At 69.2% G+C, this 13,287-nt stretch carries 14 protein-coding genes; 9 read left to right on the top strand and 5 right to left on the bottom strand.

Annotated elements, in window-relative coordinates:
* Window positions 1-90 precede the first annotated feature (90 nt).
* Window positions 91-1,254, bottom strand: coding sequence for a pyridoxal phosphate-dependent aminotransferase (locus G7043_RS07995; RefSeq protein WP_166044815.1), 1,164 nt, complete (start codon window positions 1,252-1,254; stop codon window positions 91-93).
* 80 nt (window positions 1,255-1,334) lie between these two features.
* Here G7043_RS07995 and G7043_RS07990 point away from each other — a divergent pair, with 80 nt between their 5' ends.
* Complete coding sequence (locus G7043_RS07990; protein ID WP_166044992.1) at window positions 1,335-2,531, top strand: DUF445 domain-containing protein; 1,197 nt, start codon at window positions 1,335-1,337, stop codon at window positions 2,529-2,531.
* Here G7043_RS07990 and G7043_RS07985 read toward each other — a convergent pair.
* Window positions 2,504-3,004, bottom strand: coding sequence for a CGNR zinc finger domain-containing protein (locus tag G7043_RS07985; RefSeq protein WP_313887746.1), 501 nt, complete (start codon window positions 3,002-3,004; stop codon window positions 2,504-2,506). The genes G7043_RS07990 and G7043_RS07985 overlap by 28 nt on opposite strands.
* 86 nt (window positions 3,005-3,090) lie before the next feature.
* Here G7043_RS07985 and G7043_RS07980 point away from each other — a divergent pair, with 86 nt between their 5' ends.
* The 3 genes from G7043_RS07980 to G7043_RS07970 are packed head-to-tail and all read left to right on the top strand — an operon-like array spanning window position 3,091 to window position 6,529.
* Entirely contained in the window at window positions 3,091-3,615 is a 525-nt protein-coding gene (locus G7043_RS07980) for a PadR family transcriptional regulator (protein WP_166044814.1), read from the top strand.
* Entirely contained in the window at window positions 3,612-4,286 is a 675-nt protein-coding gene (locus G7043_RS07975) for an ABC transporter ATP-binding protein (RefSeq protein WP_166044813.1), read from the top strand. Before G7043_RS07980 ends, G7043_RS07975 begins: the two co-directional genes overlap by 4 nt.
* Entirely contained in the window at window positions 4,283-6,529 is a 2,247-nt protein-coding gene (locus tag G7043_RS07970; protein WP_166044812.1) for an ABC transporter permease, read from the top strand. The genes G7043_RS07975 and G7043_RS07970 overlap by 4 nt, the downstream gene beginning before the upstream one ends.
* Here the strand turns inward: G7043_RS07970 and G7043_RS07965 are convergent.
* Window positions 6,465-8,483, bottom strand: coding sequence for an NACHT domain-containing protein (locus G7043_RS07965; protein ID WP_242641847.1), 2,019 nt, complete (start codon window positions 8,481-8,483; stop codon window positions 6,465-6,467). The two genes, G7043_RS07970 and G7043_RS07965, sit on opposite strands and share 65 nt — an antisense overlap.
* Before the next feature lie 71 nt (window positions 8,484-8,554).
* On the bottom strand, window positions 8,555-9,622 hold the full coding sequence (locus G7043_RS07960) for a methyltransferase domain-containing protein (RefSeq protein ID WP_166044810.1): 1,068 nt from the start codon (window positions 9,620-9,622) through the stop codon (window positions 8,555-8,557).
* A 118-nt stretch (window positions 9,623-9,740) separates the two neighbouring features.
* Here G7043_RS07960 and G7043_RS07955 point away from each other — a divergent pair, with 118 nt between their 5' ends.
* From G7043_RS07955 to G7043_RS07935, 5 genes are all read left to right on the top strand, one after another.
* On the top strand, window positions 9,741-10,118 hold the full coding sequence (locus tag G7043_RS07955) for a helix-turn-helix domain-containing protein (RefSeq protein WP_166044809.1): 378 nt from the start codon (window positions 9,741-9,743) through the stop codon (window positions 10,116-10,118).
* 5 nt (window positions 10,119-10,123) lie between these two features.
* The gene (locus tag G7043_RS07950; protein ID WP_207310595.1) at window positions 10,124-10,792 is read left to right on the top strand and encodes a hypothetical protein; all 669 of its coding nucleotides are present in this window, start codon (window positions 10,124-10,126) and stop codon (window positions 10,790-10,792) included.
* Between the two features lie 166 nt (window positions 10,793-10,958).
* Window positions 10,959-11,231, top strand: coding sequence for a DUF2516 family protein (locus G7043_RS07945; protein ID WP_166044989.1), 273 nt, complete (start codon window positions 10,959-10,961; stop codon window positions 11,229-11,231).
* The gene (locus tag G7043_RS07940) at window positions 11,228-11,884 is read left to right on the top strand and encodes an alpha/beta fold hydrolase (protein WP_166044808.1); all 657 of its coding nucleotides are present in this window, start codon (window positions 11,228-11,230) and stop codon (window positions 11,882-11,884) included. Before G7043_RS07945 ends, G7043_RS07940 begins: the two co-directional genes overlap by 4 nt.
* Before the next feature lie 9 nt (window positions 11,885-11,893).
* The gene (locus G7043_RS07935; RefSeq protein ID WP_166044807.1) at window positions 11,894-12,442 is read left to right on the top strand and encodes a type 1 glutamine amidotransferase domain-containing protein; all 549 of its coding nucleotides are present in this window, start codon (window positions 11,894-11,896) and stop codon (window positions 12,440-12,442) included.
* Between the two features lie 58 nt (window positions 12,443-12,500).
* On the opposite strand, the gene G7043_RS07930 is transcribed toward G7043_RS07935, so the two are convergent.
* Window positions 12,501-13,259, bottom strand: coding sequence for a MerR family transcriptional regulator (locus G7043_RS07930; protein WP_166044806.1), 759 nt, complete (start codon window positions 13,257-13,259; stop codon window positions 12,501-12,503).
* Between the last annotated feature and the right edge of the window lie 28 nt (window positions 13,260-13,287).

Below are 13,287 nucleotides of genomic sequence, written 5' to 3'. Positions count from 1 at the left end.
TGGAGTCGAACCCCGGCGGCGAGGCTCCCCATCTCACCCGAAAGTGGGTTGTCCACAGGTGTGGAGGAACTCGTCCACACCTGTGGACAACTACAGCTTGTGGAGGCGCTCCACAGCTTCGTCGATCACCGCGTCCTGCTTGCAGAACGCGAACCGGATCAGGTGCTGCCAGTCGGCCGGCCGGTCCGTGAACACCTGGACCGGCACCGCCGCGACGCCGATCCGGGCGGGCAGATCGCGGCACAGCGCCAAGCCGTCCGTGTACCCGAGCGGCCGGACATCGGCGCAGATGAAGTACGTGCCCTCGGACGACCGCACCTCGAACCCGGCCGCGCGCAGCCCTTCGGCCAGCCGCGCACGCTTCGACGCCAGCGAGTCGCGCAGTTCGCCGACCCAGTCCAGTTCGGTGGTCAGCGCGTGTGCGACGGCGGGCTGGAACGGCGCCCCGCCCACGAAGGTCATGAACTGCTTGGCCGCCCGGACCGCGCCGACCAGTGCCGCCGGCCCGCAGACCCAGCCGATCTTCCAGCCCGTGCAGTTGAACGTCTTGCCGGCGCCGGAGATCGACAACGTGCGCGAGGACATCCCCGGCAGCGAGGCCAGCGGGATGTGCACGAGACCGTCGAACACCAGGTGCTCGTACACCTCGTCGGTGATCGCCAAGAGGTCGTGCTCGACGCACAGGGAGGCGATCGCTTGGAGCTCCTCCAAGCGGAACACGGTCCCGGTCGGGTTGTGCGGCGAGTTGACCAGGATCGCCCTGGTCCGCGGCGTCACGGCGGCGCGCAGAGCGTCCACGTCCAAAGCGAGCCGGCCCGAAGCGTCCTCACGCAGGCCGACGGTCACCCGAGTCGCGCCCGCCATGGCCACGGAAGCGGCGTAGGAGTCGTAGTACGGCTCGATCAGGATCACTTCGTCGCCGGCCTCGACCAGCGCCAGCAGCGAAGCCGCGATCGCCTCGGTGGCGCCGACGGTGACCAGGATCTCGGTGTCCGGGTCGTACGAGAGCCCGTACCGCGACCGGTGCGCGGCCACCGCGTTGCGCAGCACCGGCATGCCGGGGCCGGGCGGGTACTGGTTCACGCCCGACGCGATCGCGGACTGGGCGGCCGTGAGCATCGACGCCGGACCGTCGGTGTCGGGGAAGCCCTGACCGAGGTTGACGGCGTCGTGCTGCACGGCCAGCGCCGTCATCTCCGCGAAGATGGTCGACGTGAACGGCTGCAACCGGGGAACTAGCGCTGGTACCCGCACAACGCAGGATCTTCACGGAGAATGGTGCTGTGGAGCAACTGACCGTCGCTGACCAGCAGAAGCGCACCGACCTGCGCAAGATGAAGCTCGTCGCCACGAGCTTCCTCGTCGGCGCCACGGTCATCTTCTTCGGCACGCACGCCTTCGAGGGCGCCTGGGTCGGGTACGTGCGAGCCGCCGCGGAAGCCGGCATGGTCGGCGCGCTCGCCGACTGGTTCGCCGTCACGGCGCTGTTCCGCAGGCCGCTGGGCCTGCCCATCCCGCACACCGCGATCATCCCGGAACGCAAGAACATGTTCGGCCAGACGCTCGGCGACTTCGTGGGCGTCAACTTCCTCAGTCCCGAGGTCGTGCAGGACAAGCTCCGCCGGGCCGGCATCGCGGAACGGGCCGGCGCGTGGATCAAGCAGCCGGAGAACGCCGAGCGCATCACCAACGAGCTCGCGAACGTCATCAAGGGCGCGATCACCGTGCTCAAGGACGAAGAGGTCCAGGCCGTCCTGGAGCACGCGATCGTCAAGCGCATCACCGCACAGCCCTGGGGACCGCCGCTCGGCAAGCTGCTCAACCAGGTGCTCACCGACGGCGCGCACCACAAGCTCGTCGACCTCATGTGCGACCGCGCGTACGAGTGGGTGCGGGACAACTACGACAAAGTCAGCCTGATCGTCACGGACCGCGCGCCCACGTGGTCGCCCAAGTTCGTCGACGCCATGCTCGGCGACAAGGTCTACACGGAGCTGGTCAACTTCGCCTGGGCGGTGAAGACCGACGTCAACCACCCGATGCGGCTCGCGGTGGACCAGTTCCTGCTCGAGTTCTCCACGGACATGCAGACCGACGAGGCCACCATGCAGCGGGCCGAGCAGGTCAAGCAGCAGGTGATCACGCACCCGGACGTCCAGAAGCTGATCAACAGTGCTTGGGGCACGGCCAAGAAGATGCTGATCGACGCCGCCGAGGACCCCTCCAGCGAGCTCCGCAAGCGCGTCACGCAGGGCCTGATCACGCTCGGCACGAACCTCACCGACGACCCGGACCTGCGCGCCAAGGTCGACGGCTGGCTGGAGCAGGCCGCCGGGTACGTCGTCGGCAACTACCGCGCGGAGATCACCACGCTGATCACCGACACCGTCGAGCGGTGGGACGCCGAGGAGACCTCGCGCAAGATCGAACTGCAGGTCGGCAGGGACCTGCAGTTCATCCGGATCAACGGCACGGTGGTCGGCGCGCTCGCCGGCCTGGTGATCTACACGGTGGCCAACGTGCTGTTCTGATGTCCCGTGTTCTGGGCGCGCGTTCGTTTTCGGAACGTGCGGGCCTTCTCGCGGTTGCCGCAGACCTGCATCGAGCACCAGGTGCGCGAGCGGTTGCGGGAGCGGTCGAAGAACGCACGCAGGCAGTCGTCGGCCGGACAGATCTTGAGGCGCTCCCAGGAGCCCAGCACGGCGAGGCGGGCCGACGCGGCGAGCACCGCGCCGAGAGCGTCCGCGCTCGCCAGCATCGGGACGCCGTCGGTCAGCTCGATGTGAACCACACCGGCCGCGGTCTGAGGCCCTGACGAGCCCTCGATCGACGACCGCAGTGCCGCTCTCGCGGCGCGCGCCTGTGCGATTTCCCCGCTCCGCCCGAGGCCGCGCTCGGTCACCCATGCGCGCCAGGAGGCTTCACTGTCCAGTACGTGTCGAGTGTTCAGGAAGTCGAGCACCAGCTCGACGTCGTGATCCCAGCCGACAGTCAGACCAGTCACCCCACCACTGTAGGCGCCACGGCGGTGGGCCGTCAGGGCATCTGATGAATACACCCGGTGTATACATGATGTGTATAGTCGCTCCCATGTCGATCGGACACGCACTGTTGGGGCTGCTAGAGGGCGGTCCACGGCACGGATACGACCTCAAGCGCGCCTATGACGAGCGCTTCGGTCAGGACCGGCCGTTGCACTACGGACAGGTGTATTCGACCCTGTCGAGGTTGCTGAAGAACGGCTTCGTGACCGATGCGGGCGTCGAGGCGGGCGACGGTCCGGAGCGCAAGCGCTACGCGATCACGGACGCCGGGGTCACTGATGTAGAACGCTGGCTCAGCACGCCGGAGAAGCCCGAGCCGTACCTGCAGAACACGCTCTACGCGAAGGTGGTGCTGGCCCTCCTGTCCGGCCGCAGCGCCGCGGACGTGCTCGACACGCAACGGTCGGCGCACCTGGACACGATGCGCGAGCTGACCCGGCGCAAGAGCGACGGTGACCTCGCCGACCAGCTCATCTGCGACTTCGCCCTGTTCCACCTCGAAGCCGATCTGCGGTGGCTCGAACTGACCGCCGCCCGGATCGACCAGCTGGCCGTGGAGGTCAACCGATGACCCTGCTCAGGGCCGAGGGCCTGTCCAAGTCGTTCGGCAAGACGCAAGCACTCGACGGCGCGGGTATTTCGATCCGCGCGGGCGAGGTCGTGGCGGTGATGGGGCCGTCGGGCTCCGGCAAGTCCACGCTGCTGCACTGCATCGCGGGCATCCTGCCGCCCGACAGCGGCACCGTGCACTACCGCGACCAGGACCTGACGGCGATGAACGACAGCACCCGCAGCGAACTGCGCCGCACCGAGTTCGGGTTCGTCTTCCAGTTCGGCCAGCTCGTACCGGAGCTGACGTGTCTGGAGAACGTGGCGCTCCCGCTCCGGTTGAGCGGCATGAAGCGCAAGGACGCCGAACGCGCCGCGACCGACTGGCTCGCGCGCCTCGAGGTCGAGGACGTCGCAGGTCAGCGTCCCGGCGAGACCTCGGGTGGCCAGGGTCAGCGCGTTGCCGTGGCCCGTGCGCTGGTCACCGCCCCGAAGGTGATCTTCGCCGACGAACCGACCGGTGCGCTCGACTCGCTCAACGGCGAGCGCGTGATGCACCTGCTGACGACCGCTGCCCGCGAAACGGGTGCCGCCGTCGTGCTCGTCACGCACGAGGCCCGTGTCGCGGCTTACTCCGACCGCGAGGTCGTGGTGCGCGACGGCCGCTCGCGGGACGTGGAGTTCGCCCGGTGAACCGGGTCATCGGCGACCTCGTCCTGGGTGTCCGGCTGGCCGTCGGGGGCAGCCGGAAGTCGTGGACGAGGCTCGCGCTCCAAGGCTTGGGCATCGGTCTCGGCGTCGCGGTGCTCCTGTTCGCCGCGTCGTTGCCGAGCGTGCTGGACGCACGGCAGGACCGGCACAACGCCCGCAACGCGGTGTCCGAGGGGACCGGGCCCGCCCCGCTGCTGGCCGAGTCGCAGAGCCACCCGTTCCGCTCCGAGTACGTCCGCGGCACGTACCTCCGGGCGATGAGTCCGGACGCGCCCGTGCCGCAGGGGATCGCGAAGGTGCCCGGCGACGGGGAGGTCTTCGTCTCGCCGGCGCTCGCGGACCTGCTCGCGACACCGGCGGGGACGGAGCTGCTCAAGCCGCGGTTCCCGCAGAAGGTCGTCGGCACGATCAGCCAGGCCGGTCTGCTGAACCCGCGTGAGCTGCTGTTCTTCGCCGGTGACGCGAGGATCCAGCCGAACGAGCACGGCAACACCGTCTACGGCTGGGGCATCGCGCACGAGGGCGGCGGGATGGATCCGCTGCTGTGGCTGCTCAGCATCGTCGGGATCGTGGTGCTGCTGTTCCCCGTGCTGGTGTTCGTCGGGGTGGCCACGAGGCTCGCCGCGGCCCAGCGCGATCGCAGGCTCGCGGCGTTGCGGCTGGTCGGTGCCTCCGCGAGCAGGGTGCGGCTGATCGCGTCCGGCGAGGCGCTGGCCGGTGCGCTGGCCGGGCTGGTGGTCGGGTTCGGCCTCTTCTACGCCGTGCGGCCGTCCCTGGACCGGATCAGCATCTCCGAGTTGTCGGCGTTCCCGAGTGACGTCATGCCGACGACCGCGCTGACGCTCACGGTGGTGGTCGCGGTACCGGTGCTCGCGGTGGTCACGTCGCTGGTCGCGATGCGCCGCACGATCATCGAACCGCTGGGCGTGGTGCGGGACCAGAAACCGGTGCGCCGGCGGGTGTGGTGGCGGCTCGTGCCGGTCGTGGCCGGGATCGCGCTGCTGGTCAGCCAGGCCGGGAAGATCGGTGAGACGGACGGCAGGCCCAACCAGTGGCCCGTGGTGCTCGGCATCGTGTTGCTGATGCTCGGCATCCCCGTTCTGCTGCCGTGGTTGGTGGAACGCGTCGTGTTCCTCATGCGGGGCCGCACACCGGCGTTGCAGCTCGCGGTGCGGCGCTTGCAGCTCGACAGCGGCACTGCCGCGCGTGTCGTCGGTGGTGTCGCGGTCGTGCTGGCGGGCACCGTGACGTTGCAGATGCTGCTCGCCGGGGTCGAGCAGGAGGTGAGGGCCGACGAGAAGAAACAGGCGAACTTCAACTACCTGACCATCAATCCGGGCACGGACTCCGATGTGAACGCCATCGCCGCGGCGCTGAAGAGCAGCAAGGGCGTGACCGTCGTCCATCGGATCGACCAGGCCTTCGGGACGCTGGACTCGGGCGGCCACATCGCCATCAACATCGCGTCGTGCGAGGCGCTGGCCGCCCAGGGGCCGGTGCCGAACTGCACGGACGGCAAGGCCTACGTCGTGCCGTACGGCGACGGGCAACCGACCGCGCAGGCGGGCGACGTGCTGACGCTGCGGCACTCGGGCGAGAAGTGGACGGTGCCGTCCTCGCTGGAGACGACCCAGGCCACCTTCCCCGGCCTCGTGCTCACTCCGGCCGCGGCCAAGGGTCTGGTGGCGTTCAACTCGCAGTACATCGCCAAGCTCGACCCCTCGGTGCCCGACGCGGCCGAGCACGCGCGCAACGCGTTGACCGTCGCCCGTCCCTGGCAGGTCTTCACCTACTTCGTCGGTCAGGACGACACCGCTGAGGCGGAACGGGTTTTCGGTGTGATCCGCCGGGCGCTGCTGGCCGGCACGTTGCTCACGTTGCTGGTCGCCGCCGCGTCACTGCTGGTCGTGGCGCTGGAACAGGTGCGGGAACGGCGTCGGCCGCTCGCCGTGCTGGCCGCGAGCGGGGTGCCGCGCGGCACGCTGGCGCGGTCGTTGCTGTGGCAGAACGCCCTGCCGCTCGCGATCTCCACGGTCGTGTCGCTCGCCACCGGCATCGGGCTCGGCGTGCTGGTCATGCGGGTGTTCGGTGCCGAGGTCGCCTACGACTGGGCGGGCCTCGGCCTGATCACCGCGATCGTGGTCGGCCTGACGTTCGCGGTCACTGCTCTGACGTTGCCTTCGCTGAGAAGGGCGACCGGAGCACTTGGGTTGCGGACCGAGTAGTCACCTCGTGCTCTGCCAGGCGGTCCTGCACCAGTCCGTGCCGGAACTGGTAGCAGGCCCCCGCCCGGCAGAGCACGCCCAGCTTGCGCGAGTCCTCGAGGAAGACCATCAGCTCCCAGGGCAGTTTTCCGCGCAACGCCAGCCAGATCCGCGCCACGGTGAACCACCACCAGCGCAGGTGCAGCACGGCCAGCGCGAAACCGAGCATCAGCCCGGACGCGAGCCCCAGCCCGACCATGCCGGTCTGGCCGGGCCCGAACACCAGCGCCGCCGCCGAACCGAACACCACGGCCAGCACCAGAGATCCGGTCCACACCGCGATCCGGTCGCGCGCCATCGTCCACTGAGGACTGGAAGCCTGCGACAGCTCGGCGGCGCTCGACAACGCGAACCGCAGCGCGACCGCCACGGCGAGGCCGAGGCCGACCACCAGGCCGGCGGCAAGTCCGTACAGGGCTCCGAAAACGAGTCCGGCGGCGAGCCCGAGCACGCCGGGCACGAGCAGCAGACTGCGCCAGATGCCCAAGCGCGGCTTGGCTTTGCGTTCCTGAGACGCGGTCAGCGCGGCCGCCCCGACACCGATGCCCGCGACCAGGCCGGTGATCGGGGCGAGCGACGGCGTGATCGAGTACGCCATCAGCCAGCCGACGCCGAACCCGCCGATCGCTCCCAGCACCAGTGCGCCGAGCAGCGCGAGCCACGTGTTGCCGACCGACCGGCGCAGCTCCCACCAGGCCAGTTCGCGGATGCCCCGGTCGCGCATCTCGTGGGCGAGGAACTCGAGCCAGCGGCGGGCCCGGTCGCGTGGCCAGACCTGAGTTGCCCCGGCGTGGTGCGCGAAGGCGCGGTTGCCGAATGCCCGGGACACCAGCTCGTCGCAGAGGTGGTCGGAGATCGCCCGTGCGTCCGGGAAACGGCCGCGGTCGAGCAGTTCGGTCGGCTCGGCCTCGTTGTCCGCGTAGACCATGCTGGCCAGCCACATCGTCAGAGGCGTGGACAGCGCGTCCGCGAGCCTGCCGTCCGGTTCCTCGCGCAGCTGGATGAACACCGGCTCCCACCGCGCCGCGCCCACGCTGTCCGCGCTGGCCCGCAGGTAGGCGGCGACCTCGTCCAAATCCAGGGGCGCCAGTTCGACGACGTCCGCGCCGGGCATCGGTCCGGCCAGGTGGACCGCCTGCGCGTACTCGGCCGTGCGGCAGGTCAGCACCAGCGGGCGCTTCGCGGGGAAGGCTTTCGCGATTCGGGCGAGCGCGTCCGCGCGCTGGTGGGCCGGGATGTCGTCGAGGCCGTCGAGCACGGGCAACACCTTGTGCTGCTCGACCAGCAGGTCGCCGGCGTAACTGCCGTACAGCTCGGTGTTGCGCAACGCCGGGTGGTCCTCGTACAGCCTGCGCGTGAGCCACGTGCGGATGTCCTCGACCGCCGGGTTCCACGTCGACAGCGGCAGCAGGACCGGGACCATGCCGCCGTCGTAGCGGTCCAGCAGGCCGCACGTCAGCAGCATCGCGACGGTCGTCTTGCCGGTGCCCGCCTCGCCGACGATCACCATCCTGCGGTTGATCTGCCGTTCGAACGCGCCGACCACCGCGTCACTGCGTCCGGGCGGCGCGTCCGGCTCGTCGCTCACGTCCAGCTCGGCCGCGGTCCAGTGCAGGTCGAGCACGTCCGGGTCGGTGAGGCCGCGCGAGCGCACCTCGTCGTTCCACTGCGCCTGCAGGCCGATCGCGAGCGCCCGGCACGCGGCGTCGAGGTGCTCGTCGGTGCTCAGTTCGGCGTTGTGCCTGCGCTTGACCCACGGGTCCAGGATCGCCAGGAACACCAGAAACGCCAGTGCCAGAACGATCAGCCACAAATGCGGGTTGATGCCGTGGTCGGTCACGAACAGGCCGGCCGCGGTGAGCAGCGCGGTCAGCACGCAACCGGCCAGCAGTGCCTGCTGGCGGAATCTGGACATGCGTCGCATCATGACGCACCGCATCCGTCAGGGGTCGATTCAGTGACCCGTGTCGTGACGTTCGTTCTTGATCACAGCGGCCATCGGAGGTCGTTCAGGGTCAGGAACTGGCCGGTCGGCCCGACCGTGATCCCGAACTGGTGCCGACGGGGTCTGCCCAGGTCGTGCCATTCGACGACGGCCTGCTCGGCGAGGTCCCAGAGCTTGCGCGGGCCACCTTGGTCGACGTGCGAGCCGTGGTGGTGCACCCAGGAACCGTCCGGATGGGCCAGCCAGTCCTGGCCCGCGGCCACTCCCGGCAGCGCGATGCCCGCGAAGAACTCGAACGGGCTGGCCGGGTCGACCACCGTGTTCAGCGGCAACGTGGTGGCGCGGCGGTCGTACCCGCCGGAGCCCGCGAGCGTCGGCGGATGGGCGTGCGCGCGCATCGGCATGAACCGGCCGTCCTCCGCGAGCACCCGGCCCTCGCCGGTGCCGTCACCGTTCGACACGATCAGCACCAGCCCGGCGCCGATCGGGCGGTGCAGCGTCGTCACCACCAGACCGCCGGGCCGGGTCTGCTCCAGCCAGGCGGGCGGGATGGTCGCGACGGAGCACGTGGCGAGCAGGCGGTCGTACGGTGCGCGCCCCAGATGGCCGAGCGCTCCGTCGCCCGCGACACAGGTCGGGAAGAACCCGTTGCGGTGCAAGCGATCTTGGGCTCGTTGCGAGATGTTCGGGTCGACGTCGATCGTGGTCACGTTGTCCGAACCCACGGCGTGGCACAGAAGAGCCGCGTTGTAGCCCGTGCCGGTGCCGACCTCGAGGACGGTCTGTCCGTTGTGGACGTCCAGGGTCTCCAGCATGATCGCCATGATCGTGGGCATGCTCGACGAACAGGTGGGTGTGCCGCCGGTCACCGTGTCGTCGCCGTCGAACTGGGTAACCCAGACACGGTCGGCGTAGACCAGTTCCAGCCAGTCCGGGTGCTTCGCGGTGATCCGTTCCCAGTCGCCGCTGTGCGTCTGGCGGTAGAAGTGCGGCAGGAACTCGTGCCGCGGCACGGCCCGGAAAGCCTTGAGCCACTTGGAATCGTGCAGCACACCATCGCCGAGCAGGTGGTCCGCCAACTCGGTCCGAAAGGCCCCGGCGTCGTCCATGTCACCTCCCACGGTATCCCTGTGGCGGAGCACACGCAGCTGTTGCTAGCAGGGTGCTTGCAATAGCTAGCACTCGTCGCTAACGTAGTTGGTGGCACGAGGAACGGGAGCGGGAACAGTGGACAAGTCCATCGACAAAGCAGTCGCGGACCTCGGCCGCAACATCGGTGAGTACATCCGCGAGCAACGCAACACCGCCAAGATCTCCTTGCGGGAGCTGGCGAAGCAGGCGGGTGTCTCCAACCCATACCTCAGCCAGATCGAGCGAGGACTGCGCAAGCCCAGTGCGGAGATCCTTCAGCAGATCGCCAAGGGGCTGCGCATCTCGGCCGAGGTGCTCTACGTCGAGGCCGGGATCCTCCAGCAGCGCGAAGGCGGTGCGTTGGCGGACGCCATCGTCGCCGCGACCGATCTGACCGAGCGGCAGAAGCAGGTGCTGCTCGACGTTTACGAATCTTTCAGGCGGGAGAACTCCGCCAAGAACCAGGAGGACTGATCCCCATGCCGAAGCTCACCCAGGACGACGTCCGCAAGGCCGCCGAGCAGGGCGCCCACGCCGCACGCCAGGCGCTGCTCGCCGCGCTCGGTGCCGGTGACCTCGCCGCCAAGGCGGTCGTCGAGGCCCTCAACAAGGCCAAGGAGCGCGCCGACGAGGCCCGCACCCAGGCCAAGGACCTCCCGACCGAGCTGGGCGACCTGCGCGACAAGCTGCAGCCGGCCGAGCTCAAGAAGCTGGTCGACGCCTACACCGCCTCCGCGGTGAACCTGTACACCTACCTCGCCGAGCAGGGCGAGCAGACGCTGGAGCAGATCAAGGCCCAGCCGCAGGTCAAGCAGGCCGTGGAGCAGGTCGAGCACGCCGTCGAGGCCGCCCAGAAGCGCGCCGAGTCCGCCGCCGCCGACGCCCGCGAGCTCGCGGACGACGTGCTCGGCAAGGTGACCCGTCGCACCCGCTCGATCGGCGAGAAGGTCGCCCACGAGGTCGAGGACGGCGCCGAGAAGCTGGCCGAGGAGATCGTCGAGGCCGGTGGCGAGGCTGCGCACGAGGTCCGCAGCACCACCCGCAAGGCCGCGAACCGCACCGCCCCGCGCAAGCCGGCGACGACGACCCGCAGCACCGGCACCACCGCCGCGGCCAAGAAGACGACCACGACGAACACCACCAAGTGAGTCGCTGAAGTCAGCTGAGAAGGGGAGCGCACCCACCCGGTGCGCTCCCTTTTCGCGTTCGAGGGGGAGCCGCCTGTCGGGGTCGCTCCCCTGTTTCCGCACCGACACGTAGTCTGGGTGGGTGTTCGATCTGCCGATCTTCAGTGTCTGGTACCTCGACACCGTCGTGTACTCCGTGGCCGACCTCGGGTTCACCATCCTGGGGCTGTTCGCGTTCTTCCACGCGCTCACCCAGCGTGTGGACGCGTACACGGCGGCCGAGCGCATGACCAAGCCCGCCTGGCTGGGCATCACGGGTGGTGGTGCCGCGGCGATGCTGCTGTTCAAGCCGTACAGCTTCGGCTCGATCTTCTGGCTCGCCGGCCTCGTCGCCGTGCTCGTCTACATGGTGGACGTGCGCCCGAAGCTGATCGAGGTGCAGCGCGGCCCGCGCTGGTGATCACGAACTCCTACGGTTCGGGCTCGCCGGTGACCCTGGTCGCCCACGGACTCGGTGCCACGCCCGGTGAGGCGCGCATCCCCGCGTCCGGGCTGCCCGGCACCCGCGTGGTGGTCACGCTGCCGTCGCACGGTGACGCGCCCGACGCGCCGCCCGGCTACTGGGACTACGGCCGCATCGCCGCCGACCTCGCGAGCGTTCCCGCTGATCACGCCGTGGGCGTGTCGCTGGGCGCCGGGGCGTTGATCCGGCTGCTGTCTCTGGAACCCGATCGTTTTCAACGAGTCGCGCTCCTCTTGCCCGCCGTGCTGGACCAGCCGCGTCAGTCGTTCACGTTGCAGCAGCTCTCGGACCTGACCGTCGGACCGCCGATCTACGTGGCGGAACGGCGCGAGGCGCTGCGGCGACTGACCACCGCGGCCGAGGAACTGCCTGGTCAGGTCGCCGTCGAGGACGCCTCGGCGCTCGCGTCGGTGCGGATCCCGGTACTGGTCATCGGGGCCGTCGGAGATCCGCTGCACCCCGAGGACGTGGCGAAGGCGACGGCGGCGGCGTTCCCGAACGGTGAGTTGTGGCTGGTCGACTCGCCGTCACCGATGCTGACCCACCGCGCCGAGGTGCGGCACCGATTGGTCTCGTTCTTCGCCGGGTAGCCGACGGGCATGGCTGAACAGAAGAAGATCGCATTCCTGGTCGCGTCGGAGGGCATCGAACAGGTCGAGCTCACCGATCCGTGGACGCACGTCGAGAAGTCCGGCGGAGTGCCGCGGCTGCTCGCGCCGAAGCTCGGTGAGGTCCGCGGCTTCAATCACCTCACACCTGCCGACGCGTTCCCGGTCGACACGACGTACGCCGACGCGAAAGCCGACGACTACGACGGCGCGGTCATCCCCGGTGGCGTGGCCAACTCGGACTTCCTGCGCATGGACGCCGACGCCGTTCAGCTCGTCAAGGAACTCGTGGCGGCGGGCAAGCCGATCGCGGCGATCTGCCACGGGCCGTGGTTGCTGGTCGAGGCGAACGTGGTGCGCGGCAAGATGCTCACCTCGTTCCCGAGCCTGCAGACCGACATCCGCAACGCGGGTGGCGACTGGGCCGACGAAGAGGTCCGGGTGTGCGACATGAACGGGTGGACGCTCGTGACGTCCCGCAACCCCGACGACCTGCCGGCGTTCAACCGGGAGGCGTTGAAGGCGTTCGGGCTGGACTGATGGGGAAAGCGGGTCTGCAGCCCCGCCGTGCCATTCGCCTAGGAAAACAAAATTCGTATTACCGCAGCCGAGTCTCGGCGTAGTGCGCCATGGCGTCACGGACCCACTCGGCCATGTTGTCGCCGTTGACCTCGAAGTTCACCCGGAACTCGTCCGAGTCGACGTAGAGGTCGCCGAGCCCCTTGTAGGACTCGCGGTTCGGCGTCCAGCTCAGACAGATCCAGCGGTAGTGGCGGTCGATCAGCTCCTGCGTCTGCGGAGCGTCGATCGCCGTGCCCGCGGTGAACAGGACCCCGAGCTCCCGCGCGATGTCCTGCCACTGCTGCATGAACTCGTCCGCGTCGGCGCGCGTCCAGCCCTTGAGCTTCTGCCTGCTCTCGGCGATGTGCTCCTTGACGCCCTCGCCGTAGCGCTCGACCAGCTCGGCCTCGTGGCGCTTCTGCTTCGACGCGTCGAACCCGTCGAACAGCTCTTCCAGTTTCATCTCGTCCCCTCCTTCCAGTTCTTCGATCGTTCGCGCGACGGTGTTGGCCAGCCGGTCCAGCCGTTCGCGTTCCTTGCGCAGCCACCGGTGGTGGTCGCGCAGGACGGTCAGCTGGTCCGTGCCGTTCAACATGTCCGCCACCACGTCGAGGCCAAGGCCCAGGTCGCGCAGCAGCAGGATCTGCTGCAGGCGGTGCACCTGTTCCTTCTCGTAGTAGCGGTAACCGTTGTCGCCGATCCAGGCCGGCGGCAGCAGCCCGATCGAGTCGTAGTGCCGCAGCGTCCTGGACGTCACCTTCGACATCCGGGCCACCTGGGCGATCGACCAGGCCATTCCGGTTCCCCCTTCGCGCTCTTTCCCA

The organism is Lentzea alba (genome assembly GCF_011067745.1).
GTDB lineage: Bacteria > Actinomycetota > Actinomycetes > Mycobacteriales > Pseudonocardiaceae > Lentzea > Lentzea alba.
This window is presented reverse-complemented; position numbering and strand designations above follow the sequence as displayed.

What these genes read in the sequence shown, in the direction of transcription:
- G7043_RS07990 (WP_166044992.1), top strand. Translation starts at nt 1,335, where the DNA reads ATGAAGCTCGTCGCCACGAGCTTCCTCGTCGGCGCCACGGTCATCTTC.
- G7043_RS07980 (WP_166044814.1), top strand. Translation starts at nt 3,091, where the DNA reads ATGTCGATCGGACACGCACTGTTGGGGCTGCTAGAGGGCGGTCCACGG.
- G7043_RS07975 (WP_166044813.1), top strand. Translation starts at nt 3,612, where the DNA reads ATGACCCTGCTCAGGGCCGAGGGCCTGTCCAAGTCGTTCGGCAAGACG.
- G7043_RS07965 (WP_242641847.1), bottom strand. Translation starts at nt 8,483, where the DNA reads ATGTCCAGATTCCGCCAGCAGGCACTGCTGGCCGGTTGCGTGCTGACC.
- G7043_RS07960 (WP_166044810.1), bottom strand. Translation starts at nt 9,622, where the DNA reads ATGGACGACGCCGGGGCCTTTCGGACCGAGTTGGCGGACCACCTGCTC.
- G7043_RS07950 (WP_207310595.1), top strand. Translation starts at nt 10,124, where the DNA reads ATGCCGAAGCTCACCCAGGACGACGTCCGCAAGGCCGCCGAGCAGGGC.
- G7043_RS07935 (WP_166044807.1), top strand. Translation starts at nt 11,894, where the DNA reads ATGGCTGAACAGAAGAAGATCGCATTCCTGGTCGCGTCGGAGGGCATC.
- G7043_RS07930 (WP_166044806.1), bottom strand. Translation starts at nt 13,259, where the DNA reads ATGGCCTGGTCGATCGCCCAGGTGGCCCGGATGTCGAAGGTGACGTCC.